Source organism: Streptomyces sp. NPDC031111, from assembly GCF_055570675.1.
This window is the reverse complement of record NZ_JBVIGS010000006.1, coordinates 148,678-171,996: the sequence shown is the minus strand read 5'-3', so window position 1 is coordinate 171,996 and position 23,319 is coordinate 148,678. Positions and strand designations below refer to the sequence as shown.

The 23,319-nt window shown below is 71.1% G+C and carries 23 protein-coding genes; 7 read left to right on the top strand and 16 right to left on the bottom strand.

Annotated elements, in window-relative coordinates:
- Positions 1–197 precede the first annotated feature (197 nt).
- The 4 genes from ACZ470_RS15230 to ACZ470_RS15215 are packed head-to-tail and all read right to left on the bottom strand — an operon-like array spanning position 198 to position 5,662.
- Entirely contained in the window at positions 198–2,579 is a 2,382-nt protein-coding gene (locus tag ACZ470_RS15230) for a beta-xylosidase/alpha-l-arabinosidase (RefSeq protein ID WP_468427358.1), read from the bottom strand.
- Positions 2,576–3,394, bottom strand: coding sequence for a carbohydrate ABC transporter permease (locus ACZ470_RS15225; RefSeq protein ID WP_468427357.1), 819 nt, complete (start codon positions 3,392–3,394; stop codon positions 2,576–2,578). The genes ACZ470_RS15230 and ACZ470_RS15225 overlap by 4 nt, the downstream gene beginning before the upstream one ends.
- Positions 3,391–4,347 carry a carbohydrate ABC transporter permease gene (locus ACZ470_RS15220; RefSeq protein WP_468427356.1) on the bottom strand — a complete coding sequence of 319 codons (957 nt, stop codon included), beginning with the start codon at positions 4,345–4,347 and terminating at the stop codon, positions 3,391–3,393. Before ACZ470_RS15220 ends, ACZ470_RS15225 begins: the two co-directional genes overlap by 4 nt.
- Before the next feature lie 10 nt (positions 4,348–4,357).
- Complete coding sequence (locus ACZ470_RS15215; RefSeq protein ID WP_468427355.1) at positions 4,358–5,662, bottom strand: ABC transporter substrate-binding protein; 1,305 nt, start codon at positions 5,660–5,662, stop codon at positions 4,358–4,360.
- A 138-nt stretch (positions 5,663–5,800) separates the two neighbouring features.
- Between ACZ470_RS15215 and ACZ470_RS15210 the strand changes: the two genes are divergently transcribed.
- A complete protein-coding gene (locus ACZ470_RS15210) occupies positions 5,801–6,823 on the top strand; it encodes a LacI family DNA-binding transcriptional regulator (protein ID WP_468427354.1) in 1,023 nt (340 codons plus the stop codon).
- A gap of 121 nt (positions 6,824–6,944) precedes the next feature.
- Here the strand turns inward: ACZ470_RS15210 and ACZ470_RS15205 are convergent, their stop codons facing one another.
- The 5 genes from ACZ470_RS15205 to ACZ470_RS15185 all read right to left on the bottom strand — a co-directional run bounded on the left by ACZ470_RS15205 (position 6,945) and on the right by ACZ470_RS15185 (position 13,140).
- Positions 6,945–7,988, bottom strand: a complete 1,044-nt coding sequence (locus ACZ470_RS15205; protein ID WP_468427614.1) for an endo-1,4-beta-xylanase — start codon at positions 7,986–7,988, stop codon at positions 6,945–6,947.
- 314 nt (positions 7,989–8,302) lie between these two features.
- Complete coding sequence (locus tag ACZ470_RS15200; RefSeq protein ID WP_468427353.1) at positions 8,303–9,742, bottom strand: GH1 family beta-glucosidase; 1,440 nt, start codon at positions 9,740–9,742, stop codon at positions 8,303–8,305.
- A 65-nt stretch (positions 9,743–9,807) separates the two neighbouring features.
- Entirely contained in the window at positions 9,808–10,731 is a 924-nt protein-coding gene (locus ACZ470_RS15195) for a carbohydrate ABC transporter permease (protein WP_468427352.1), read from the bottom strand.
- A 12-nt stretch (positions 10,732–10,743) separates the two neighbouring features.
- A complete protein-coding gene (locus tag ACZ470_RS15190) occupies positions 10,744–11,739 on the bottom strand; it encodes a carbohydrate ABC transporter permease (protein ID WP_468427351.1) in 996 nt (331 codons plus the stop codon).
- A gap of 93 nt (positions 11,740–11,832) precedes the next feature.
- Positions 11,833–13,140, bottom strand: coding sequence for an ABC transporter substrate-binding protein (locus tag ACZ470_RS15185; protein ID WP_468427350.1), 1,308 nt, complete (start codon positions 13,138–13,140; stop codon positions 11,833–11,835).
- Positions 13,141–13,442: 302 nt separating this feature from the next.
- On the opposite strand from ACZ470_RS15185, the gene ACZ470_RS15180 reads away from it, so the two are divergent.
- Positions 13,443–14,456: a LacI family DNA-binding transcriptional regulator gene (locus ACZ470_RS15180; protein ID WP_468427349.1), complete on the top strand. Its 1,014-nt coding sequence runs from the start codon at positions 13,443–13,445 to the stop codon at positions 14,454–14,456.
- Positions 14,457–14,863: 407 nt separating this feature from the next.
- Here ACZ470_RS15180 and ACZ470_RS15175 read toward each other — a convergent pair whose 3' ends face one another.
- Entirely contained in the window at positions 14,864–15,199 is a 336-nt protein-coding gene (locus ACZ470_RS15175) for a DUF6343 family protein (RefSeq protein WP_468427348.1), read from the bottom strand.
- A gap of 135 nt (positions 15,200–15,334) precedes the next feature.
- Here ACZ470_RS15175 and ACZ470_RS15170 point away from each other — a divergent pair, with 135 nt between their 5' ends.
- On the top strand, positions 15,335–15,730 hold the full coding sequence (locus tag ACZ470_RS15170; RefSeq protein WP_468427347.1) for a DUF2267 domain-containing protein: 396 nt from the start codon (positions 15,335–15,337) through the stop codon (positions 15,728–15,730).
- Positions 15,731–15,762: 32 nt separating this feature from the next.
- The gene (locus tag ACZ470_RS15165) at positions 15,763–16,425 is read left to right on the top strand and encodes a dienelactone hydrolase family protein (protein WP_468427346.1); all 663 of its coding nucleotides are present in this window, start codon (positions 15,763–15,765) and stop codon (positions 16,423–16,425) included.
- Positions 16,426–16,469: 44 nt separating this feature from the next.
- Here ACZ470_RS15165 and ACZ470_RS15160 read toward each other — a convergent pair whose 3' ends face one another.
- The 6 genes from ACZ470_RS15160 to ACZ470_RS15135 form a co-directional block, all read right to left on the bottom strand.
- Entirely contained in the window at positions 16,470–17,471 is a 1,002-nt protein-coding gene (locus tag ACZ470_RS15160; RefSeq protein WP_468427345.1) for a polysaccharide deacetylase family protein, read from the bottom strand.
- A gap of 25 nt (positions 17,472–17,496) precedes the next feature.
- Complete coding sequence (locus tag ACZ470_RS15155) at positions 17,497–18,492, bottom strand: glycoside hydrolase family 11 protein (protein ID WP_468427344.1); 996 nt, start codon at positions 18,490–18,492, stop codon at positions 17,497–17,499.
- Positions 18,493–18,737: 245 nt separating this feature from the next.
- The gene (locus ACZ470_RS15150; RefSeq protein ID WP_468427343.1) at positions 18,738–19,361 is read right to left on the bottom strand and encodes an Rv1733c family protein; all 624 of its coding nucleotides are present in this window, start codon (positions 19,359–19,361) and stop codon (positions 18,738–18,740) included.
- A gap of 42 nt (positions 19,362–19,403) precedes the next feature.
- Entirely contained in the window at positions 19,404–20,207 is an 804-nt protein-coding gene (locus tag ACZ470_RS15145; protein ID WP_468427342.1) for a hypothetical protein, read from the bottom strand.
- Positions 20,204–20,575: a TraR/DksA family transcriptional regulator gene (locus tag ACZ470_RS15140; RefSeq protein WP_468427341.1), complete on the bottom strand. Its 372-nt coding sequence runs from the start codon at positions 20,573–20,575 to the stop codon at positions 20,204–20,206. Before ACZ470_RS15140 ends, ACZ470_RS15145 begins: the two co-directional genes overlap by 4 nt.
- Positions 20,576–20,622: 47 nt before the next feature.
- On the bottom strand, positions 20,623–20,949 hold the full coding sequence (locus ACZ470_RS15135) for a TraR/DksA family transcriptional regulator (protein ID WP_468427340.1): 327 nt from the start codon (positions 20,947–20,949) through the stop codon (positions 20,623–20,625).
- Positions 20,950–21,229: 280 nt separating this feature from the next.
- On the opposite strand from ACZ470_RS15135, the gene ACZ470_RS15130 reads away from it, so the two are divergent.
- The 3 genes from ACZ470_RS15130 to ACZ470_RS15120 are packed head-to-tail and all read left to right on the top strand — an operon-like array spanning position 21,230 to position 23,288.
- Complete coding sequence (locus ACZ470_RS15130; RefSeq protein WP_468427612.1) at positions 21,230–22,198, top strand: HAMP domain-containing sensor histidine kinase; 969 nt, start codon at positions 21,230–21,232, stop codon at positions 22,196–22,198.
- Positions 22,195–22,881 carry a response regulator gene (locus tag ACZ470_RS15125; RefSeq protein ID WP_468427339.1) on the top strand — a complete coding sequence of 229 codons (687 nt, stop codon included), beginning with the start codon at positions 22,195–22,197 and terminating at the stop codon, positions 22,879–22,881. Before ACZ470_RS15130 ends, ACZ470_RS15125 begins: the two co-directional genes overlap by 4 nt.
- Complete coding sequence (locus ACZ470_RS15120) at positions 22,878–23,288, top strand: hypothetical protein (RefSeq protein ID WP_468427338.1); 411 nt, start codon at positions 22,878–22,880, stop codon at positions 23,286–23,288. The genes ACZ470_RS15125 and ACZ470_RS15120 overlap by 4 nt, the downstream gene beginning before the upstream one ends.
- Positions 23,289–23,319: the final 31 nt, after the last annotated feature.

Below are 23,319 nucleotides of genomic sequence, written 5' to 3'. Positions count from 1 at the left end.
TCGGTAAAGCCGGCCCCAGCGTACGCGCCGCCGCGAGGGCACGGACGGGGTGCCCCAGGGCCGGCGCCCGGGATCCCGGCCGGCCGGTGATCCGGGCACGACGCCTCGGTCCGTGCGGCGGGGCGCTGCGCACGAACACCCGGCCGGCCCGGACCGCGTGTGCGGTCCGGGCCGGCCGGGTCGGGAGCAGGTGCGGGTCACGCCTCCGTGACCGGCTCCTGGGTGAAGGACGCGTGGAAGCGGCGGGTGTGGTTCACCTCGCGCTCGGGGCCGGTCAGGGTGACCGTCGCCGTCAGGCGGGCGTCCGTGCTCGACGTGGCGAGGCGGAGTTCCAGGTCGCCGGGTTCCACGACGCGGCGGCCGTCGCGGCCGGTGAAGGAGGCCACGTCGGACGGGACCGTGACGCGGACGACGCGGGCCTCGCCCGGCTCCAGCTCCACCCGGGTGTAGCCGACGAGACGCTGCACCGGCTGGACCACGGAGGCGACAGGGTCGTGCAGGTACAGCTGGACGACCTCGGTGCCGGAGCGGTCACCCGTGTTGCGGACGGTGAGGGCGAGGGCGAACTCGCCGTCCGTGGCCGCCTCCCGCGTGTCCACCACGAGGTCGCTCCAGGCGAAACTCGTGTACGTGAGGCCGTGGCCGAAGCCGAACGCCGGGGTCGGGTCGATGTTGGACACCTCGCTGGCCTGGGCGAGCCGTGCACCGAGATAGGTGGTCGGCTGGGAGCCCGGGCCGCGCGGCACGCTGACCGGGAGGCGTCCGGAGGGATTGGTACGGCCACTCAACACACCGGCGATCGCCTGGGTGCCGGCGACTCCGGGGAAGAAGGACTGCACGATCGCCGCCGACTCGTCCGTGGCGCGGCCGAGGGCGTACGGGCGGCCCGCGAGCAGGACCGTCACCACCGGCTTGCCGCAGTCGAGCAGCGCGTCGAGGAGTTGCTGCTGGGCGCCGGGCAGCGCCAGGGACTCGGCGTCGCAACCCTCGCCGCTGGTGCCGCGGCCGAACAGGCCCGCGCGGTCGCCGAGGACGGCGATGACGACGTCCGCCTCGCCGGCCGCGTCCACCGCCTCGCCGATGCCGGTGAGGTCACCGTCGTCGACGCCGGTGCCGCGGGCGACCGTGATGTCCGCGTCGGGGAACTCGGCGGCCAGGGTGTCGCGCAGGGTGGGCAGGTCGATGCCGACCGGGACCTCCGGGTGCTGCACGCCGACGTGCAGGGGGAAGGAGTAGCAGCCCAGGACGGCGGTCGGCTCGGTCGCGTTGGGGCCGACCAGGGCGATGCGGCGGGGCCGGGCGAGCGGCAGGGTGCCGTCGTTGGTGAGCAGGACGACCGCCTTCTCGGCGATCTCCAGGGCCAGTTCCCGGTTCTCGGGCCGGTCCAGGTCGATCCTGCCGCGCAGCGCCTCGGGGTCGTCCAGGTCGACGCCCTCGAGCGCGGGCGGGACCGGGCTCCAGTCGGGGTCGAGCAGGCCGAGCATCGCCTTCTGGCCGAGGACGCGGCGCAGGGCGCGGTCGATGAGCGCCTCCGGGACCCGGCCGTCGGTGACGGCCTCGACGAGCGGCGCGCCGAAGGTCTTGACGGTGGGCAGTTCGATGTCGACGCCGGCCTTGAGCGCGGCGCCGGCGGCGTCGGTCCAGTCGGCGGCGATGCCGTGCAGGGTCTTGAGGAAGGCGATGCCGAAGTAGTCGGCGACGACGGTGCCGTCGAAGCCCCAGGTGTCGCGCAGGAGTCCGGTCAGCAGGCTCTCGTCGGCCGCGGCGGGCACGCCGTCGGTGTCGGTGTAGGCGTGCATCACGGAGCGGGCGCCGCCCTCGCGGATCGCCATCTCGAACGGCGGCAGCAGCACGTCGGCCCGCTCGCGGGCGCCCATGGGGGCGGGGGCGAGGTTGCGTCCGGCGCGGGAGGCGGAGTAGCCGACGAAGTGCTTGAGGGTGGCGACGATCCCGGCGGACTCCAGGCCCTGCACATAGGCGGTGCCGATGGTGCCGACGAGGTAGGGGTCCTCGCCGATGGTCTCCTCGACGCGGCCCCAGCGGGCGTCGCGGACGACGTCGAGGACGGGGGCGAGGCCCTGGTGGATGCCGAGGGACCGCATGTCGCGGCCGATGGCGGCGGCCATCCGGCGCACCAGGTCCGGTGCGAAGGTGGCGCCCCAGGACAGCGGGACGGGGTAGGCGGTGGCGCCCCAGGCCGCGAAGCCGGCCAGGCACTCCTCGTGCGCGACGGCGGGAATGCCGAACCGGTTCGCCGAGGTGATGCGGGCCTGGGTGCGCAGCAGGGAGAGCGCGCCGAGCGCGGGATCGACGGGAACGGTGCCGAAGGGGCGGGTGAGCTGGCCCAGTCCGTTGGGCAGAAGCGCGTCGAGGTCGACGGCCTCCTCCATGTCGTGCTGGTGGGGGGCCACTTCGCCGCCCTTGTCGGAGGCGCCGACCCATACGCCGTACAGCTGGGCGATCTTCTCCTGGAGGGTCATCGCGCCGATCAGCGCGTCGACTCTGGCGGAGACGGGGTGGGCGGGGTCGTTCCAGAGGGGGATTTCGGGGGTGGTCTCTACGGCCACGTTGGCGGTCACTTTCCTCCGACGCCCATCAGACCCTGGACCAGGGCGCGACGGGCGAACAGGTAGACGAGCAGGATGGGCACCATGGACAGCACCACGGCTCCCAGCAGACCGGGGATGTCGATGCCGTGTTCGGTCTGGAAGTTGTACAGACCCAGGGTGACGACCTTGGTGGAGTCGGACTGGGTCAGGACGAGCGGGAACAGGAAGCCGTTCCACGCCTGGAGCGCGGAGAAGACCACGATCGTGGACAGTCCGCCGCGGGACAGCGGCAGGACGAGCTGGAAGAACATGCGGCGCGGGCTGGCACCGTCCATGGCCATGGCCTCGTACAGCTCCGGGGAGATGTCGCGCATGGCGCCGCTGAGGATCAGCGCCGACATGGGGAGGCAGAACGCGGCCGTGGGCAGGATGACGCCCAGCAGGTTGTCGTACAGGCCCGCTTCGCTGATCAGGTAGAACATCGGCACGATCACGGCCTGGGCCGGGATGGCCAGTCCGAGCAGGAACAGCCGGAAGATCGCCGAGGTGGTCCGGCCGCGGCTGCGTACGATCGCGTAGGCGAGCGGCGGGACCAGCAGCAGCACGATGCCGATCACGCAGGCGGTGACGACGAGCGTGTTGAAGAAGTACTGGTCGAATCCGGAGTCGAAGGCGCCGGTGAAGTTGTCCAGGGTGAAGCTGTCCGGGATGGACACCGGGCCGTTCTCGGCGTAGTCCTGGCGGGTGCGCAGGGTCGCGGCGAGCATCACGTACAGCGGCAGGCCGACGATGAAGAGCCAGAAGAGCGAGCCGACGCCGGCCAGGTAGTTCGGTCGGCGCCTCATGACACACCCTCCATGGAGCTGCGCATCTTGTCGTAGCCGGAGACCCGGACGACGATCAGCGAGATGATCGTGGACGCCACGACCAGGGCCAGGGCGATCGCGGAGCCGGTGCCGTAGTCGAAGCTCTTGAACGCCTTGTCGTACATGTAGTAGGCGCTGATGGTGGTGTCGGTGCCGGGGCCGCCCTGGGTCAGGATGAGGACCGTCTCAAAGGTGGTCAGGCCGCCGACGATCATCAGGATCATCGAGGTGATCATCGAGTTGCGCAGCTGCGGCAGCGTGATGTGGAAGAACTGCCGGTAGCGGCCGGCTCCGTCGATCTCCGCGGCCTGGTAGAGCACGTGGGGGATCGCGCGGGCGGCGCCCTGGTAGATCAGGGTGTGGAAGGGCGTGAACTGCCAGGTGCTGACGAACGCCAGGACGCCGATGGCGGTGGCCTGTTCACCGAACAGGTTGCCGTCGCCGAAGAGCCAGGTGGCCTCGGCCGGGATGCCGAAGTTGGGGTCGAGCAGCGCCCGCCACAGCACGGAGACGGCGGTCGCGGACAGCAGCAGCGGGATGAAGTAGATGACGGACAGTACGGCCCGGTTGCGCTGGTAGCCGGCGGCCCAGACACCGAGCACGATGCTCAGCGGCGTCTGGATGACCACGCCGAGCACGGTCAGGAGCAGGGTCAGCCAGATGCTCTTGAGCATCACCGGGTCGTCCATCAGGCGCGACCAGTTGTCCATGCCGACGAACTCGGGCGAGCTGAGCCCGTCCCAGGTCATGAAGGACAGCACCGCCACCATGATCAGCGGGACGATCGCGAAGAGGCCGAAGAACACTGCGGCGGGCAGCGCCCAGGCGAAGCCGGGGCGTCCCACCTTCGTTGCGGACGAGGCGGGCGGCCGCCGCCGGGACCCCTTGCGGGGTCCGGCGGCGGGCGGCGCGCTCGTGATCTTTGTGGTCATGAGCCGTTCGTTACTCGGTCGGGAGGGCCTGCATGGCCTTGATGAAGCCGTCCGTGTCGAGCTGTCCGTTGAAGAACTGCTGGACGGCCTTGTGCATGTCCGAGCTCGCCTTCTGCGGGTACGCCTGGTCCCAGGAGAGCTGGAAGGACGGGGCGTCGGCGACCAGGTCGTACTGGAAGCGCGAGTACTCGGGGGTGGACGAGCCGTCGATGAACTTGTCGGTGTTGGTCGTGGTCGTCAGGTTGCCGATGTCCAGCTGCGACTTGACGAAGTCGTCGGAGTACATGAGCTTCAGGAACTCGGCGACCGCCTCGGGGTGCTTGGTCTTCTTCATCACCGAGTAGTAGTTGTTGGTGTTGCCGGCGACGTTGGCCGGGTCACCCTTGCCGCCCTCGACGGTCGGGAAGGCGGTGTAGCCGAGGTCCTTCTCGGCGAACTCCGGGTGGTCCGTCACCTGCTGGGAGTAGTACCAGGACCCCATCAGCTCGAAGCCGGCCTTGCCCGAGGCCACCAGCTGGACCGAGCCGCCGTTGGTGTACTTGACGGAGTCGTAGTTCTTGCCGAAGGCACCGGCGTCGACGAGGTCCCGGATCATGCCCAGGGCCTTCTTGGCGTCCGCGCTCTCCCAGGCGCTCTTGTCGCCCGCGACGGCCTTCGCGAACAGCTCCGGTCCGGCGATGCGGTCGAAGAGGTACTGGAACCACATCTGCGTCGGCCAGACGTCGCCGCCGCCGAGCGCGATCGGGGTGACGCCCTCACCCTTGAGCTTCTCGACCGCGGCGAGCAGCTCGTCCCAGGTCTTCGGCGGCTTGACGCCGGCCTTGTCGAGGACCGCCTTGTTGTGGAAGAGCAGGACGGGCTGGGTGCCGCGCATCGGGATGCCGTACGGCTTGCCGTCGACCACGGCGTTGTTGAAGACGGACGGCAGGAACTTGTTCTCCAGGTCCGGGTTCTTCTTGATGAAGTCGTCGAGCGGCAGCAGCAGGTCCGCCTTGACGAACGGCTTGATGCTGCCGCCGCCCCAGTTGAAGAAGACGTCCGGGGCCTGCGGGGTGTTGATGATCGTCTGAAGCTTCTTCTGGTAGTCCGCACCGGGGATGGTGTCGAGGACGACCTTGACGTCGGACGTCTTGTTGAACGTGTCGACGACCTGCTTCTCGACCTTGTTGGTGGCGTCCCCGTAGACCAGGACATGGATCTTGCCGTCGTCCGCCGACGCCCCGCCGTTACCGTCACCACAGGCCGAGAGGCTCAGTGCCAGGGCGAGCGTCGCACCACAGGCGACCAGTCTGGGCAAGCGCGCACGTGTCTTCATCGTTCGCCTTTCGAAAGTTTCGGCTTCATCACCGAAAGTCCATGCCGTGGGACAGTAGGTCAGACCCGTGTTTCGGTCAACGGTCGGAACGGTACTCACCCAAACCGTTATCGACGCGCGGTGCCCTATCCTGCGGGTATGCACGATGACGACGAGGCGAGCGGCAGAGTCACCCTGGCCGCGGTCGCGAAAGAGGCCGGCGTTTCGATGCCGACAGTTTCGAAGGTCCTCAACGGACGCTCGGATGTCTCCCGCGCGACCCGGGCCAAGGTGGAGCGGCTGCTGGAGGTCCACGGCTACCGCCGGCGCGCCCAGGGGGGATCCCGCTCCCCGCTCATCGAGCTGGTCTTCCACGAACTGGACAGCATCTGGGCGATGGAGCTGATCAGGGGCGTGGAGAACATCGCCAAGGAGAACCGCGCGACGGTCGTGCTCACCGAGAGCGGCACCCGGCACGCGCCCGCCCCGGACTGGCTGCCGGGGGTGCTGCAACGCAGGCCGCTGGGTGTCGTGCTGGTCTTCTCCACCCTCCCGGAGGACGTCAAGCGCCGGCTCAGGGCGGCGGCCATCCCCTTCGTCGTCATCGATCCGGCGGGCGATCCCGACCCGGACGTCCCCTCGGTCGGCTCCGCGAACTGGGCCGGGGGCCTCGCCGCCACCCGCCATCTCACCGACCAGGGGCACGAGCGGGTCGCGATCATCACCGGCCCCGAGGACATGCTGTGCTCGCTCGCCCGCCTCGACGGCTACCGGTCGGCCATGGCGATGGCGGGCCTGGAGACCGACCCGCGGCTGATGCGCTTCGGCGACTTCCATGTGCAGGGCGGCTTCGAGCACGCCATGGACCTGCTGGAAGGGCCCGACCGGCCGACGGCTGTCTTCGCGGGCAGCGACCTCCAGGCACTGGGCGTGCTGGAGGCGGCCCGGGTCAAGGGCCTGCGCGTGCCGGAGGACCTGTCGGTGGTCGGCTACGACGACGTACCGCTGGCGCAGTGGTCGAGCCCGCCGCTCACCACGGTCCACCAGCCGCTGCGGCACATGGCGGAGGAGGCGGCGCGGATGCTGCTGCGCCCGGACGATCCCGGCACCGCCGCCCAGCGCATAGAGCTGGCGACGCACCTGGTGGTACGGCAGAGCACGGCTCCGCCGAAGGGTGCGTGAGGCGCGCGGGCAGCTGTGCGGGGCGTTGGTGCGGGCCGGGGGTGGGCCGCACTGCCCGGCGCCTGCGGGGCGCCTCCCACCAGGCCTTCAAGGCGCTGGGGGGAGGCACGACTGCCTGCGGTCAGTGGGCTGCGAGGGTGGCCTGGAGGGTGGTGTACGCGGGCTTGACCGCGTAGTTCTCGTCCAGGATGTTGGCGGCTCCCTCGCCTTCGAAGGTGTTCGGGACCCAGGAGTACTTGTCGGTGAAGCCCCACACGGTGAACGAGACGCAGTGCCGGGTCCGCAGGCAGGCGTCCAGCAGCAGCCGGTACCCCTCGGCCTGGGTGCGCAGCTTCTCCTCGTCGGCCGGCATGATCATGCGGACGTCGGCCTCCGTCACGGCGGTCTGCACTCCCAGCCGGTCGAACCGCCCGAAGTTGGCGGCCACGTCGGTGGGCAGGCCGTACTGGATGCCCAAGTGCCCCTGGAAGCCGACCCCGTGGACGGGTACCCCCTCGGCGCGCAGCGTGCGCACCAGTTCCAGCACGGCGTCGCTCTTCGGGCCCGTCCACGCGATGTTGTAGTCGTTGTAGAAGAGCTTGGCGTGCGGGTCGGCCGCGTGCGCCCAGCGGAAGGCGTCCGCGATGTAGCCGGGGCCGAGCTTGCGCAGCCAGATGCTGTCGCGCAGGGTCCCGTCCTCGTTGAACGCCTCGTTGACCACGTCCCAGTGCCAGACACGGCCCTTGAAGTGCCGCACGGTGTCGGTGATGTGGCGGCGAAGGATCCCGCGCAGTTCCTCGGCGGTGTGGTCCTCCTCGGTGAGCCAGGAGGGCAACTGGTTGTGCCAGACGAGGACATGGCCGCGCACCTTCTGCCCGTGCCTCTGGGCGAACCGGACGAGGCGGTCGGCGGCCGCGTAGTCGTACTCGCCCTGCCGCGGTTCGAGCGCGTCCCACTTCATGACGTTCTCGGGGGTCACGGAGGAGAACTCCGAACCCGCGATTCTTCGGTAGGGGGCGTCCTCGGCGAGGGCCGTCATGTCGACGGCGGTGCCGACGCGCAGGCCGTCGTCCACGGCGAGTTGCCGCAGCGACCGGTCCTTCGGGGTGTGTCCGGCGGCCCCGCCGTGGGCGGCGGCGGGGCCGCCGGTGGCGAGGGGGATCATCAGAGCCAGGGACGACGTCATGGCGACAGCCGTGACGAGGCGCAGCACCTTCACGTGCACTCCTTGAGTGGGTGGTGACAGCGGGCGGAAGTCCGGGGAACGCGAGGGGAGTTCGAATGTTTCGAAGCATTCCCGGAATCGCGTCGCGCCACCGTATTGGCCGCCCTTCACGCCGTCAACCCTGAGTGCCGGGCCGTGTGAAGAGTGTTGTCGGACCCATCGGATCGCAGCGATGGGCGAAAGTTTCGTGGAACGTTACCGCCTGCGGCGGCGTTGCTGCCCAGGGGGTGGTCCGGGGGGCCGGGCGCGGGCGCCGGCCCCCCTTTCCGTGGGAGTCAGGCGCCGGGCAGGACGCCGGTGCGGGCCACCTCGGAGTACCAGCGGGCGCTGGCCTTGGGGATGCGGGTGCCGGTCGGGTAGTCCACGTACACCGCGCCGAAGCGCTTGCCGTAGCCGTGGGCCCACTCGAAGTTGTCCAGCAGCGACCACAGGAAGTAGCCGCGCACGTCCACGCCGTCGACGATGGCCTGGTGGACGGCGGCCAGGTGACCGCGGACGTAGTCGATCCGGGCGGGGTCGTTGACGTTCCCGGAGGGGTCGGCGTAGTCGTCGAACGCCGCGCCGTTCTCCGTGATGACCAGCGGCATCCGGGGGAAGTCGGCGGACAGCCGGCGCAGCAGGTCGTACAGGCCGCTGGGGTCGATCGCCCAGCCCATGGCGGTGGTGTTGCCGGGCGGCTGGTGGAAGGCGACCTTGTCGGCGCCCGGCCAGGGGCTGTGGGGGCTGTTGCCGTGTCCGTCCGAATTGTGGGTGCCCGTGCCGTCGGCCTCGGAGACGACGGTGGGCGAGTAGTAGTTGACGCCGAGGAAGTCCAGCGGCTGGTGGATGTTCTCGAGGTCGCCGTCGCGCACGAAGGACCAGTCGGTCAGTGCGGCGGTGTCCTTGAACAGGTCCTCCGGGTAGGCGCCCTGAAGCATCGGGCCGGTGTAGACCCGGTTGGCGAGCGCGTCGATCCGGCGGACCGCGTCGGCGTCGCCCTCGCTGCCGGTGAGCGGGCGGACGTGGTGGATGTTGAGCGTCACCGAGCACTGGGCGTCGGGGCGGATGCGGTCCCGCAGTGCCTGGACGGCCAGGCCGTGGCCCAGGTTGAGGTGATGGGCGGCGCGCAGCGCGGCGACCGGGTCGGTGCGGCCGGGGGCGTGCACTCCGGAGCCGTAGCCGAGGAAGGCGCTGCACCAGGGCTCGTTGAGGGTGGTCCAGGTCCTCACCCGGTCGCCGAGGGCGTCCGCGGCGAGCCCCGCGTACTCGGCGAAGCGCTCGGCCGTGGCACGCTCGGGCCAGCCGCCGGCGTCCTCCAGCTCCTGGGGGAGGTCCCAGTGGTAGAGGGTGGCGACGGGCTGGATGCCCTTGTCCAGCAGGTCGTCGACGAGGCGCCGGTAGAAGTCCAGGCCCTTCTGCACGGCGGGGCCCCGGCCGGTGGGCTGGATCCGGGGCCAGGCGAGGGAGAACCGGTAGGCGCCCAGGCCGAGTTCGGCCATGAGGGCGACGTCCTCGCGCCAGCGGTGGTAGTGGTCGGTGGCGATGTCACCGGTGTCGCCGTTGCGGACCCGGCCCGGGGTGCGGGCGTAGGTGTCCCAGATGGACGGCGTACGGCCGTCCTCGGCGGCGGCCCCCTCGATCTGGTACGAGGCGGTCGCGGAGCCCCAGAGGAAGCCCTTGGGGAAGGTGCGGGCGGCGTCCGGGGCGGACGGGGTCTGCTGTGCTGCGGTGACCACGTAAGTCCTTTCGGGGTAACGGGGGTTGGCAGGCGAGGGCCTGGTGGGAGCGGGGCGCGGCGGGGTCAGCCCTTGACGGCGCCCGCCATGATGCCGCTGACGATCTGACGGCCGAAGACGACGAACATCACCAGCAGCGGCAGCGTGCCGAGCAGGGCGCCCGCCATGATCAGCGACTGGTCGCGGACGTAGCCGGCGCTGAGCTGGGTGAGGGCGACGGGGACCGTCGGGTTGGTCATGTCGAGCACCACGAACGGCCAGAAGAAGTCGTTCCAGGCGTGCACGAAGGTGATCATGAACAGGACCGCCATCGCGGGCCGGGCGACGGGCAGCACGATGCTCCAGAAGATGCGCAACGAGTGCGCCCCGTCCACCCGTCCGGCCTCGACGAGTTCGTCCGGCAGCGCCTCCGAGAGGTACTGCCGCATGAAGAACACGCCGACCGCGCTCACCAGCGTGGGGAAGATGACGGCGGGCAGCTGCTGGGACCAGCCGAGCTCGGCCATCATCATGAACAGCGGTACGACGCCCAGCTGCGGCGGCACCATCATGGTGCCGATCACCAGCATGAGCAGGATGTTTCGGCCCTTAAACCGCAGCTTGGCGAAGGCGAATCCGGCCAGCGTCGCGAACATCACCGTGGACAGGGCGATCACGCCGGCCACGATCAGGCTGTTGATCATGGCCTTGCCCATGGCCGCCTCGTCCCAGGCCCGGGCGAGGTTGCTGAACAGGTTCGGGCCGGGCAGGAACGGCGGCGGTGTCTGGCTGACCCGGGTGTTGTCGGTGGAGGCCGCCACCATCGTCCAGTACAGCGGGAAGAGGGACAGCACGGCCATGATGACGAGCAGGACGTAGGCCAGCGGTCCGGCGTGGTGCTGGCGGCCGGCGCGCTGGCGCAGCAGCCGGCGGCCGCCGCGGCCCGCCGGCTTCTCGGCGGAGGTCCGGGCCGGGGCGTCCGTCCGGACCGGGAGGCTGTTGGTGGTCATGGCGACTCCAGGTCAGGACGTACGGGAGCGCAGGCGCTTGATCAGGCGCTGTGCGACGAAGGCGAGGACGAGCAGCAGGAACATCGCCCAGGCGACGGTCGCCGAGCGGCCCATCTGGTAGTTCTTCCAGCCCTCCTCGTACAGCAGCAGGCCCAGCGTCTGGTACTGGTTGTCCGCGCCGCCGGTGATGCCGTTGGGTCCCTGGCCGAAGATCAGCGGTTCGCCGAACAGCTGGGTGGCGCCGATCGTGGAGAGCACGATGGTGAAGACGATGGTGGAGCGGATCCCGGGCACGGTGACGTGGGTGAACTGCTTCCAGCGGGAGGCGCCGTCGAGGGAGGCCGCCTCGTACCGCTCGGCCGGGATGGCCTGCATGGCGGCCAGGTAGAGCAGCGCGTTGTAGCCGGTCCAGCGCCAGATGACGATGGTGGAGATCGCCACCTGCGCGGGCCACTTGTCGGCCTCCCAGTTCACCGGGTCGATGCCGACCGAGCCCAGCGCCCAGTTGATCATGCCGAAGTCACGCTCGAAGATCATGGTGAAGACGAGCGCGGCGGCGGCGACCGAGGTGGCGTAGGGGACCAGCGAGGCGACGCGGAAGAACAGCGAGGCGCGCATCCGGTAGTTGAGCAGGTGCGCCATGCCGAGCGCCATCAGCAGCTGCGGCACCGTGGAGATGACGCCGATGGTGATGGTGTTCGACAGTGCGTTCCAGAAGCGTTCGTCGCCCCAGAGCTCGACGTAGTTGTCGAACGCCACCCACTCCATGACGTCGAGGGTGGCGAGCTCGACACGGTGCAGGGAGATCCACGACGTGTAGACGAGGGGGTAGAAGCTGAACGCGGCGAAGACGACGAAGAACGGCGCGACGAACGCGTACGGCGCGCCCTTGACGTCCAGCCGGTGCAGCCATGCGCCGCGCCGCCGCGCGGTCGACGCACCGCCCGTCGTGCGGGGCGGGCCGGGAGGCTCCTCGCCGGCCAGGGCCTTGGTGGTGGAGGTGGCCACCGGACTTCCTTCCTGAGAGCGAACGGTTGAGCCGTGCCCGGGGCCCGTCGGCGGGGTGCCGAACGGGCCCGGGCAGCTGCGGGAGGCGTCGGGTCAGCCGACGGCCTTCTCGATGCGCTCCGTGGTGGTCTTCCACGCCTCGTCACGCGCGGTGCCCTGCTCGATCAGGGCCAGGCCCTGGGAGAAGGTGTCCTTGATCGTGCCGTCCTTGCGGCCGAGGACCTGCTTGTCCGGGATCTCCTGGGCGGCGGAACCGAAGATCTGGCCGATCGGCGCGTCGCTGAAGTACTCCGACTTGGCGTTCTGGACGTCGGCGGTCTCCAGCGCCTTCGCCGAGGACGGGATGTTGCCGATCTCCTTGAAGATGTGGGCCTGCTGCTCGGGCGCGGTCAGCCAGGCGACGAGCTTCTTGGCCTCCTCCTTCACCGGGCTCTGCTCGACCACGCCGAGGAAGGACCCGCCCCAGTTGGCGCCCTTGGGGGCCTTGGCGACGTCCCACTTGCCCTTGTTCGCCTCACCGGCCTTCTCGCTGATGTGGCTGAGCATCCACGCCGGGCACACGGCGGTCGCGAAGGTGCCGTTGGCCAGACCGGGGTCCCAACCCGGCTGGAACTGGCGGAGCTTGGCGGTCAGACCCTCCTCCCCGGCGTCGGCGGAGAGGGCCCAGGCCTCCTTGACGGCCGGGTTCTTGTCGTAGATCAGGTCGCCGTTCTCGTTGTAGTACTGCTCGGGGTAGCCGTAGACCATGGCGTTGAACAGGCCGCTGGCCGAGTCCATGTACGCCACCTTGTCGCCCTTGAAGTCCTTCTTGAAGGTGCGGCCGACCTCGACGTACTTCTTCCAGTCGCCCTCCCACAGCTTGGCGACCTCTTCGCGGTCGGTGGGCAGGCCGGCCTGCTCGAAGTAGTCCTTGCGGTAGCAGACGGCCATCGGGCCGATGTCGGTGCCCAGGCCCAGCACCTTGCCGTCCGCGGTGCTGATCTGGGACTCCTTCCACGGCAGGAAGTGGTCGGTGCCCGCCACGTCGGAGAAGTCCGCGAACTTGTCCGACTGGGTCTCGGTGATCTCCTTGGCCCGGCCGATCTCGATGCCCTGGATGTCCTTCAGGCCCTTGCCTGCGGCCAGCCTGGTCTGGAGCGCGGTGTAGTACGTCTGCTCGTCACCGGCGATCTCTTCCTTGATGTCGACATTGGGGTTCTCCTTCTCGTACTGCTCGAGAAGGCCCGTCTCCTTGATCCCCATCACCCCGTACATGCCCATGGTGATGGTGACCTTGCCGTCCTTCTTGCCACCGCCGGTGACCGAGTCGTCGCTGCCGCCGCAGCCGACGACGAGCGCCAGCGCGCCGACGGCCGCGGACGTCGCCACCGCCTTCCTGCGCAACGAACCGAGAGTGCCCATGGATCTCCTCCTAGCGACGGCGCTGACACATCGGAGTGACGAGTTCTGCGATGACTACAGCGGCTCTGATAAGGATGGGAACGTACCCAACTCGGGGTGGGCACGTTCCCACCGCGCAACGAAGACTCATGGCAAGTGGATAGGTCTGTCAATAACTTGAAACCAACTTCTCTCCGCGGATCCCTCCGCGCGGCGGCCGCCCCGACCCCGGGGGGTGCTGCGCCGACGGCGGCGTCTGCAAGAATTGCCGCAGGTCACCTCCGCGGCAGGCATCGCCGCCGCGGCCGCCCAGGGGGGAGCACATGACCGGCAACCGCCGTCCGACCATCAAAACGGTCGCAGCCCGCGCCGGCGTCGGCCGCACCACGGTCTCGCGCGTCGTCAACGGATCGGACCTCGTCAGTGCCGACGCCCGCGCGAGGGTGCTGGCCGCGATCAAGGAGCTGAACTACGTTCCCAACTCGGTCGCCCGCGGCCTGGTGACCAACCGCACCAACGCGGTGGCCCTGGTGATCCCGGAATCGGAGAGCCGGCTCGGTTCGGAGCCGTTCTTCGCCGCGCTGATCCGCGGCGTCAGCGGCGCCCTCGCGGAGAGCCGGACCCAGTTGCAGCTGATGCTGGTGCGCGACCAGGCCGAGCGTGACCAGCTCACCGAGTCGGTGGCGACGCGCCGCGTGGACGGCGTCCTGCTGGTGTCCGTGCACGCCGAGGACCGGCTGCCGGGCATGCTGGACGAGATGGGCCTGCCCACCGTACTGGCCGGCCGGCGCGACGCGGACGAGCGGCTGAGCTACGTCGACTCCGACAACGCCGGAGGAGCCACCGCGGCGGTACGGCACCTGCTGCACCGCGGCCGGACCAGGATCGCCACGATCACCGGACCGCTGGACATGGACGTCGGCCGCAGCCGGCTCGCCGGCTGGCGCACCGCCCACCGGGAAGCGGGGGCGCCCGCGGACGAACGCCTGATCGAGGAGGGTGACTTCACGGAGGAGGGTGCCTGCCGGGCCATGCGTTCGCTACTTGAACGCGCCCCGGATCTGGACGCCGTCTTCGCCGCGTCCGACCTCATGGCGGTCGGCGCCATGGCCGAGTTGCGGCGGCAGAAGCGGCAGGTGCCCGGCGATGTGGCGGTCGTCGGCTTCGAGGACTCCATCCTCGCCCGCCACACCGCCCCACCCCTGACGACGGTGCGCCAGCCGGTGGAGGAGATCGGCCGTACCATGGCCAGAATCCTCACCGGCATCACCCAGCACGGCGGCCCCCGCCAGCAGCGGACGCTGCCCACGGAACTGGTGGTGCGCGAGTCGTCGTGAGCGGGCGGCACGGACGTCGCCCCCCGGTGCGATCGGGGGGCGACGATCCGGTACCGCCGCAGACAGCGCTCGCCGCCCACAAACCGCGGGTGCGCGAGCCGTCCTGAGCGGGGCCGCACCGACGGCGCCCCCCGGTGCGACCCGGGGGCGCCAATCCGTTCCCGCCGCAGACAGCGCTCGCCGCCCACAAAACCGCTGGTGCGCGAGTCGCACCGACGGCGCCCCCCGGAGCGATCAGGGGACGGCGCCCCGTTCCCGCCGCAGACGACGCTCGCTACCCACAAAACCGTGGTGCGCGAGTCGCACGGACGGCGCCCCCGGTGTGATCAGGGCGCGGCGCCCCGGTCCCGGCGCAGACGGCGCTCGCTGCCCTCAGAACTGGTGGTGCGCGAGTCGCACGGGCGGCATCAGGGGGCGGCGCCCCGTTCCCGGCGTAGGCGGCGTAGGACGACCAGTAGGTCGAGGAGTGCGGTCAGGGCGAGTACTCCGCAGACGACGGCGAGGAGGATCAGCGGACCGCGGCCGGGGCTGTCGCCGGCGTCCGACCCCGCGGCCCAGGTGCCGAACAGGGCGGTTCCCGCCACGAAGAGGGGCAGGAAGACCGCGGCGAGCAGCAGGCGCAGCCGCAGCGGGCTGCGCGCGGTGACCGGTTCGGTGCCGGTCCGCGGGAAGCGGCGGCCGATCGTTCCGGAACGGGCCCGGGAGACCGGCTCGCGGTGGGGGCCAGTACGTCGGTCAGGCACGGCGACACCTCCTCCGGACCGGCGGGTAGCCCTCGCCGGCGGTGACAAACCGGTCTTCGTTGGTGGGCACGCATTGCGGGTACTCGCCCGTTGCCCAACCGCCGACGATCGCACCATGAGGAAGGACACCGCCTCATGCAGCACGATGAGTTCATCGGAAAAGTGCAGGCCCTCACGCGGCTGCCGGACCGGGGATCGTCCGAGCGGGCGACGGCCGCCGTGCTGAGCACGCTGGCCGAGCGGCTGCCGTCCGGGCTGGCGGGCCATGTGGCCGCCCAGCTGCCGCCGACACTGGCCGCGCCCATGCGGCAGACCACCTCGGGCGAGCGCTTCGACCTGACCACGTTCGCCGGGCGGATCGCCGGGCGGGCGGAGACGGACGAGGACGCGGCGGTGCGCGAGGCCGCCGCCGTACTGGAGGTACTCGACGCCGCTCTCACTCCGGAGCTGACGGAGAAGGTGGCCGCCGCGCTGCCCAAGGACATCGGCGGCCTGCTGCCCGTCGGCCGTGCCACCGAGGACACGGACTGACGGGTGCGCGTTCCCACAGGAGGTGACCGGGCATGGTCTCCGAATCCGTGATGGTCCCCTCGGGCGCGGCGGCGCTGCCCGGGGACCTGGAGATCCCGGCCGGGGCGGGTGGCATGGTGCTGTTCGCGCACGGCAGCGGCAGCTCGCGGCTCAGCCCCCGCAACCGGGCGGTCGCCGCCGCGTTGCAGGGGGTGGGGTTCGGCACGCTGCTGCTGGACCTGCTGACCCCGGAGGAGGAGCGGGAGGACGACGCGACGGGCCGGCACCGCTTCGACATCGGTCTGCTGGCCCGGCGGCTGGCGCACGCCGTCGACTGGCTGGAGGGGCGCCCGGACTCCGTGGACCTTCCGGTGGGCCTGTTCGGGGCGAGTACGGGAGCGGCGGCGGCGCTGGTGGCGGCCACGGAGCGGCCCCAGCGGGTGTCGGCGGTCGTGTCGCGGGGCGGACGCCCGGATCTGGCGGGCGACGCGCTCGACCTGGTCGCGTGTCCGGTGCTGCTCGTCGTGGGCGGTGACGACGAGACGGTCCTCGGCCTCAACCGCCAGGCCGCCGCCAAGCTGTCCGCGCGGCACCGCATCCATGTGGTGCCGGGCGCCACGCACCTGTTCCCCGAGCCCGGCGCGCTGGAGCAGGTCGCCGCACTCGCCGCGGACTGGTTCCGTGAGCATCTGGGCCGGGGAGCCGGGGAAGGGTGACCCGGCGGGAGAGGGCGAGCCGCCGCCGCGGCTCGCCCTCCCGTTCAGCTCGTGGTGCAGGAGACCGTCGGCCAGTTCCAGTTCCCGTTGGCCTGGATCGTCACTCCCCAGTTGTTGCCGCTGCCGTTGGGCTTGGCGACGAGTGTCTGGCTGTTGGGGTAGGAGGTGCTGACGTTCCAGGTCGCGGTGACCTTCGCCGGGGACGGCACGTTCATGGTCACCGTCCAGTTGCTGCCGCCGCTGACCGAGACGTTGAGGTTGTACCGGTCGCCCCAGCGGCTGCCCGCGGACAGGGTCGCGGTGCAGGCGGTGCCGCCGCCACCGCCGCCCCCTCCCCCGCCGGAGCCGTCGGGAGCCACGGCGCGGCCGGTCTGCGGGGAGATCATGCCGGCGCACAGGCCCCGCGACGCCAGGTTCTGCGCGATGCGCGGGATCGCGGCGATCGTGTTGGCCGGCCAGTCGTGCATCAGGATGACCTGGCCGTCGGTGAGCCGGGAGGCGGCCTGGACGATGGCGTCGGTGCTCGCGTTGTTCCAGTCCTGCGAGTCGACGTCCCAGATCACCTCGGTCAGGCCGTACTTGGACTCGACCGCGCGCAGCGTCGAGTTGGTCTCGCCGTAGGGCGGGCGGAACAGCTTCGGTGTGCCGCCGCCGGCCGCGGCGATCGCCTGCTGGGTGCGGGAGATCTCCGAGTCCATCTGGGACTGGCTCAGCTGGGTCATGTGGGGGTGGGTGTAGCTGTGGTTGGCGACCCACATGCCGGCGTCCACCTGGGCCTTGACCAGGGACGGGTTGGCGGCGGCGTACTGGCCCTGGTTGAACATCGTGGCCCGCAGCCCGTTCTGCCTGAGCGCGTTGAGCAGGCTCGGGGTGGTGCTGGTCGACGGGCCGTCGTCGAAGGTGAGTCCGACGTATCCGTTGCAGGCGGCGGCCCGCGCCGGGGTGGCGTTGACGGTCGAGGTCATGGTGCCTGCCAGGGTCAGTGCCGCGACGGCCAGACCCGGGACCAGGTACCGGGTGACCGGCTGTCGCTTTCCGGTGCTCATGTGAGAGGTCCTCCTCGTCCGCGGGTCAGCCGGCGCTGCAGGAGACCGACGGCCAGGTCCAGTTGCCGTTGGTCTGGATCGTGGCGCCCCAGTTGTTGCCGCTGCCGTTGGGCTTGGCGACGAGCGTCTGGCTGTCGGGGTAGGACGCGCTGACGTTCCACGTGGAGGAGACCTTCGCCGGGGACGGCACCCGCATGGTCACGGTCCAGTTGCTGGAGCCGCTCACCGAGACGTTGAGGTTGTACCGGTCGCCCCACTTCTCACCGGCCGACAGGGTCGCGGTGCAGCCGCCGGTGTTGCCACCGCCGCCACCGCCGCCGCCACTGGTACCTTCACTCACCGTGATGTTGGAGCTGCCGCTGCTCTGGTAGCCCTCGGTGGCCATGATCATGTAGTTGTGGTTGCCCAGGTTCATGCCGTGGCGGGCCCACGCGTCGAAGTGGTTGCCGCTGGTGATGGTGCCACCGGTGCGCTTCGACTGACGGACGCTCCAGTACTGGTCGAAGGTCCTGGTGCCCTCGATCGAGGGGGCGTTGTACCGGGTCGTCTTGTAGATGTCGTACGTGCCGCCGTCACTGGTGACGGTGCCCTTGTACTCGCCGGTGGGACGGTAGGTGCCCCAGTTGTCGACGATGTAGTACTCGACGAGCGGGCCGGTGGTCCAGCCGTAGAGCGTCAGGTACGCGTTGCCGGACGGGTTGAAGGTGCCCGAGTAGCTGACGGTCTTGCGCCCGCCGGTGCTCCAGCCCTTGCCGGCCACGAAGTTGCCGGTGTTGCGCCACTGGGTGCTGTAGTTGCCGCCGGAGCCCAGGTCCATGGAGACCGTTCCCTGGGCGTCGGTCCAGAACGAGTACCACCAGCCGTTGTTGGTGCCGGTCTGGTTGGTGGTGACGGCCGCGGTGGCGGTCGTGGCGGTCAGGAGCAGGGCGCTGACGGCGGCCAGCGCGATGGTCCAGGCACTTCTGATGCTGAACAGCAGACGGCCGCGTCTGCGGCCCCGCGGGTGAACGAACACGTTCATGTGGTGCGCCTCCTGTGACGGCTCGATGGGGAGGTCGATGCCGGACAGTGTTGGTCTGTGCGCGTCAACCGTCAACAGTTTCGGTGAATGTTTCGAAATCTTCGCTTGATCAAAATTGAGGCATGATCCTTGTTTTCGCAGGTCGCTCCATCTACTGAACCGGTCGACCTGTTCGAGAGAGCGATGTGCCGCCATCAGACGTCGAAGTGTGATGAGCCATCACCGAATGTTTCGACGGGGCCGCGTCAGGTCGGGGTCGTCCAGCGCGGGGCCGTCTCCGCCCACGCGGTGTCCCAGTGGGCGAGGTTGCGGCGGCGCAGGGCGAGGCCGGTCAGGGCGTGGGCGGCGGCGCCGGTGAGGGCGACGCCGATGGCGGCGAGGAGGGCCCAGCCCATGGCGCGGCTGCGGACCTCCCGGCGGGAGAGCGGTGGCTCCGTCGCCTCGCCGTCGGCGGTGACCCAGATGCGGACGGTGTTGCCGGCGGTCAGTCCCGGCTGGACCTCCGCCCGTGTGGTGCGGGTCCGCCCCTCCCGGGTGACGACCCGGACCTCCACCGGGTAGCGGGTCTTCTTCTCCTCGTCCGACCCCGGCTCGGGGTGGCGGGGCGCGTCCCGGGTGAGGGTCGCGTCCGTCTCGTACCGGGTCTGGTCCTGGTGGCGCGCGGTCGCCTCGTAGTGGCCGCGGGCGGCGTCGCCCACGAGGAGCGCGGCCACGGGGGCCACGGCCAGTACGACGATCAGCACCCCGAGGCCGAACCAGGCCTGGAGGGTGTCGGTGCGCCGCCTCAACGGGTTGGGCCGCCAGCGCCACAGCAGGGGGCGCGCGGGCGGGCCGGGGGGCGGCTGTGCCGGAGGTATCTCGCCCGCCACGTCACGGCTCCTTCCGGTGGGGGTCGCAGGCAGCTGGGTGGGTCAGACGGTTCCGGTGACCGAGGGGTGGTGGTGCGCCGCGGCGAGCAGGCCGGCGGCGCCCCGGACGGCGGCGGTGTGCGGGGACGGCACCTGCTGGACCGGGCAGCCGAGACTGCCGGGGAGGTCGCGGGTGACGTCGGGGCGCAGCGCTCCCCCGCCGGCCAGCAGAACACCCCGGCGCAGCGCGGTACGGGTGAGCGCGGTGCGGTCCTGCCGCAGCATCGTGGTCACCATGTCGACCACCGCCGCGGTGATGTCGCCGGGTGCCGTGCCGTCGGCGAGGTCGGTGGTGCCCAGCGCGGTGCGGCGGGCGTCGGTGACCGCGCCGTCGGCGAGCAGCACCACCTCCGTGAGGTGTGCGCCGATGTCGACCACCAGCAGGGGCCGGACGTGGTCGGCACCCGCGGCCAGGGCCACCACCCGCGCGCCCGGGACCGTCAGTACGGCGCGCGGGCGGAGGACCTCGACGGCCGTGCGGGCCTCGGTGCGGAAGGCGAGCCCGTCCAGGACCGGCGCCGTGACGACGACCAGCGGGCGGCCCATGCGGGGCAGCCGATGCCCGAGCAGCCGGTCCAGCATCCGGGCCGTGCCGGGGGTGTCGACGATGGTGCCGCGCTGGATGGGGTGGACGGCGCCCGAGCCGGGGAAGGTGACGGTGGGCACGTCGAGGACCATGCCCCGCCCGGCGATCCAGGCGCGGGTGCGGGCGCTGCCCAGGTCGAGCGCGATACCCGAGCAGCGCCGGCACGGCGGCCAGAGCCGGTGCCGTGCCGGTGCCGGGCGGGGACGCCGGATCACGGTCACCGGCCGGCCTCCCTCACCTGCTGGCAGCGCCCGCAGTAGCGGGCCTGGGGGACGATCAGCAGGCGGTGGCGTTCGACGGGCCGGCGGCACAGGTGGCAGGTTCCGTACTGCCCGGAGTCCATCCGGTCGAGCGCCGCCTCGACGTCGGCGAGCACCATGCGGGCGGAGGCGGCGAGCTTGACGCCGACCTCGAGCCGGGCGGCGTCCGCCTGCCGGCGCCGGTCGTCGGCGCGGGTCGAGGCGTGGACGGCGAACTGCCGCAGCTGCTCCTGCCGGAACAGCCGCTGCTCGTGCAGGTTCTCGCGCAGCGCGGCGAGGTCCTCGGGGGTGAGGACCGTGTCGCGCTCGCCGATGGTCTGGTGGGTCACCACTGCACCCCTTGGGCAGAGCGGGAGAGAAGGACGGGCGGTGAGGGTCAGACGGCGCGGCGCTGGCAGGCGACGCAGTACCGGGTGTGGGGGAGGATCTCCAGCCGCTCCGGCGGCACGGCCTTGGAGCAGCCCAGGCAGGTGCCGTAGGTGCCGTCGTCGACGCGGGCGAAGGCGTCCTCGATCTCGGCGAGGACGCGCTTGATGGCGTCCTTCTGCGTCGACATCAGGTGGTCGTCGGGACTCTGCCCGGTTTCGTCCAGGGCCTTGAGCTGCGCCAGCCGGGTCGTGCGGGCGTGTTCGAGGCGCTGACGGACCTCGTCGGCGGCCAGGTTGGCGGAACGGTTCTCGGTACGGGGCAGGTCGAGCGACACGGCCGGTCCTCCTCGGTGACGTAAGGGTGTTGTCCTCAGCCTCGCCCGGTTCCGTCGTCGCGCCCATCGGGCGCGGTACCCATCTGTGCGGGGTCCGAGGACCCACCCCGTCCGGCATGGGTCGGGCGGGCCGCGGGAAATGGGTCGCGGGGCCCATCGACCGGGGGGCCGTCCCCGGTGCACCCTGGCCGGTGTCCGCCGGGACCAGGGGCCGCTGCCGCGTCGGAAGGCACGGTGACCGACAGTAGAGGCAGACGAGAAAGAGGAAGGCGTGACCTCCGTGTCCCTGTACTGGCGGATCTTCGGGCTCAACGCGGTGGTGCTGGGGAGCGCCACCGCGCTGCTGCTGTGGGCTCCGGTGACCGTGTCCGTGCCGGTGCTGCTGACCGAGGCGGTGATCCTGGTGGGCGGGCTCGGCGTCATGCTCGTCGCCAACGCGGCCCTGCTGCGCATCGGGCTCGCCCCGCTGGACCGGGTGACGCGGCTGATGACCACGGTCGACCTGTTGCGCCCCGGTCAGCGGCTGCCCGTGCGCGGCGGCGGTGAGGTCGCCGAGCTGGTCAGCACGTTCAACTCCATGCTGGAGCGGCTGGAGGGGGAACGCGTCGCGAGCAGCGCCCGCGCGATCCTCGCCCAGGAGGGCGAGCGGCGCCGTATCGCCCAGGAGTTGCACGACGAGGTCGGGCAGAGCATGACCGCCGTGCTGCTGGCGCTGAAGCGGGCCTCCGACGAGGCGTCGGAGCCGCTGCGCGGGGAGCTTCAGCAGGCGCAGGAGATCACCCGGGAGAGCCTCGACGAAGTCCGCCGGCTGGTGCGCCGGCTGCGTCCCGGCGTACTGGACGATCTCGGCCTGGTCAGTGCGGTCACCTCGCTCGCCACCGAGTTCGCCACGCACACCGGGCTGCGTGTGCTGCGCCGCTTCGACTCGGATCTGCCCGCTCTCGACCACGAGACGGAGCTGGTGATCTACCGGGTGGCGCAGGAGAGTCTGACCAACGCGGCGCGGCATGCCGAGGCGCGGTGCGTGGAGGTGAGCCTGCGCGGCTCCGACGCGGGCGTCGTTCTCGAGGTGAGCGACGACGGGCGCGGCATCGGTGCCGCACGGGAGGGTGCCGGACTCCGCGGTATGCGGGAACGGGCCCTGCTGATCGGGGCCATGCTGGACATCCGGAGCCCGGAGGGGGTCTCCGCGACAGGAACCGGGACCCGTGTCCGGCTGACCGTGCCGGCCGTCAGGAAGCAGTCATGAACCACCAGGACACCCACGACGACCACCGGACCGGCGCGCCGATCCGGATCCTGCTCGCCGACGACCACGCGCTGGTGCGGCGCGGTGTGCGGCTGATCCTCGACCGGGAGCCGGACCTGGAGGTGGTCGCCGAGGCGGGTGACGGTGCGGAGGCGATCGCCCTGGCCCGCCGCCACGACGTCGATCTGGCCGTCCTGGACATCGCCATGCCGCGGCTGACCGGTCTCCAGGCCGCCCGTGAGCTGACCGCGCTGAAGCCGGGGCTGCGCATCCTGATGCTGACGATGCACGACAACGAGCAGTACCTGTTCCAGGCGCTCAAGGCCGGGGCCGGCGGTTATGTGCTGAAGTCCGTCGCGGACCGCGATCTGGTCGCCGCCTGCCGGGCCGCGATGCGGGACGAGCCGTTCCTGTACCCGGGCGCGGTGACCGCCCTGATCCGCAACTACCTGGACCGGGTCCGGCACGGCGAGGAGGCGCCCGAGCAGTTGCTGACCCCGCGTGAGGAGGAGGTGCTCAAGCTCGTCGCCGAGGGGCATTCGTCGAAGGAGATCGCCGAGCTGCTGTTCATCAGCGTCAAGACGGTGCAGCGGCACCGGGAGAACCTGCTGCACAAGCTGGGGCTGCGGGACCGCCTCGAACTGACCCGTTACGCCATCCGCGCCGGGCTCGTGGAGCCTTGACGGCCGGCCGGCGGGGACGCTCCGCCCTTCCGTTCCGGGCCGCCTCGGCGGCCCTCGCCGCGTTCGCGGCCGTGCTGCTGACCCTCGGGGTCGTCTGCGGCACGGAACTCGTCCCCGCCACGACGCCGTTCGCGTCCACGTCCCCCGCCCCGTCGGCGTACTCCTCCGACACCCGTCCGTACGGCGACGACGCCTACGTCGGTGCCCGCACCCCGCTCGCCAGGCCGGAGCGGGACCTCGGTGAGCGGACGGTGCCCGCCGGGCATCTGCTCTTCACCGCCGCGCACACCCCGCCTGTTCCGCCCCGGCCGGCGCGTCCCGCGCCGGTGGCCGGGCACGCGCCGCCCGCCGCCGCGCACATGCCGTCGGATCTGGGCCGGGCCCCGCCCATGACCTCCAGCACCTGAGATTCCCTCTTTCTCCTTTCCGCGTGCCTGC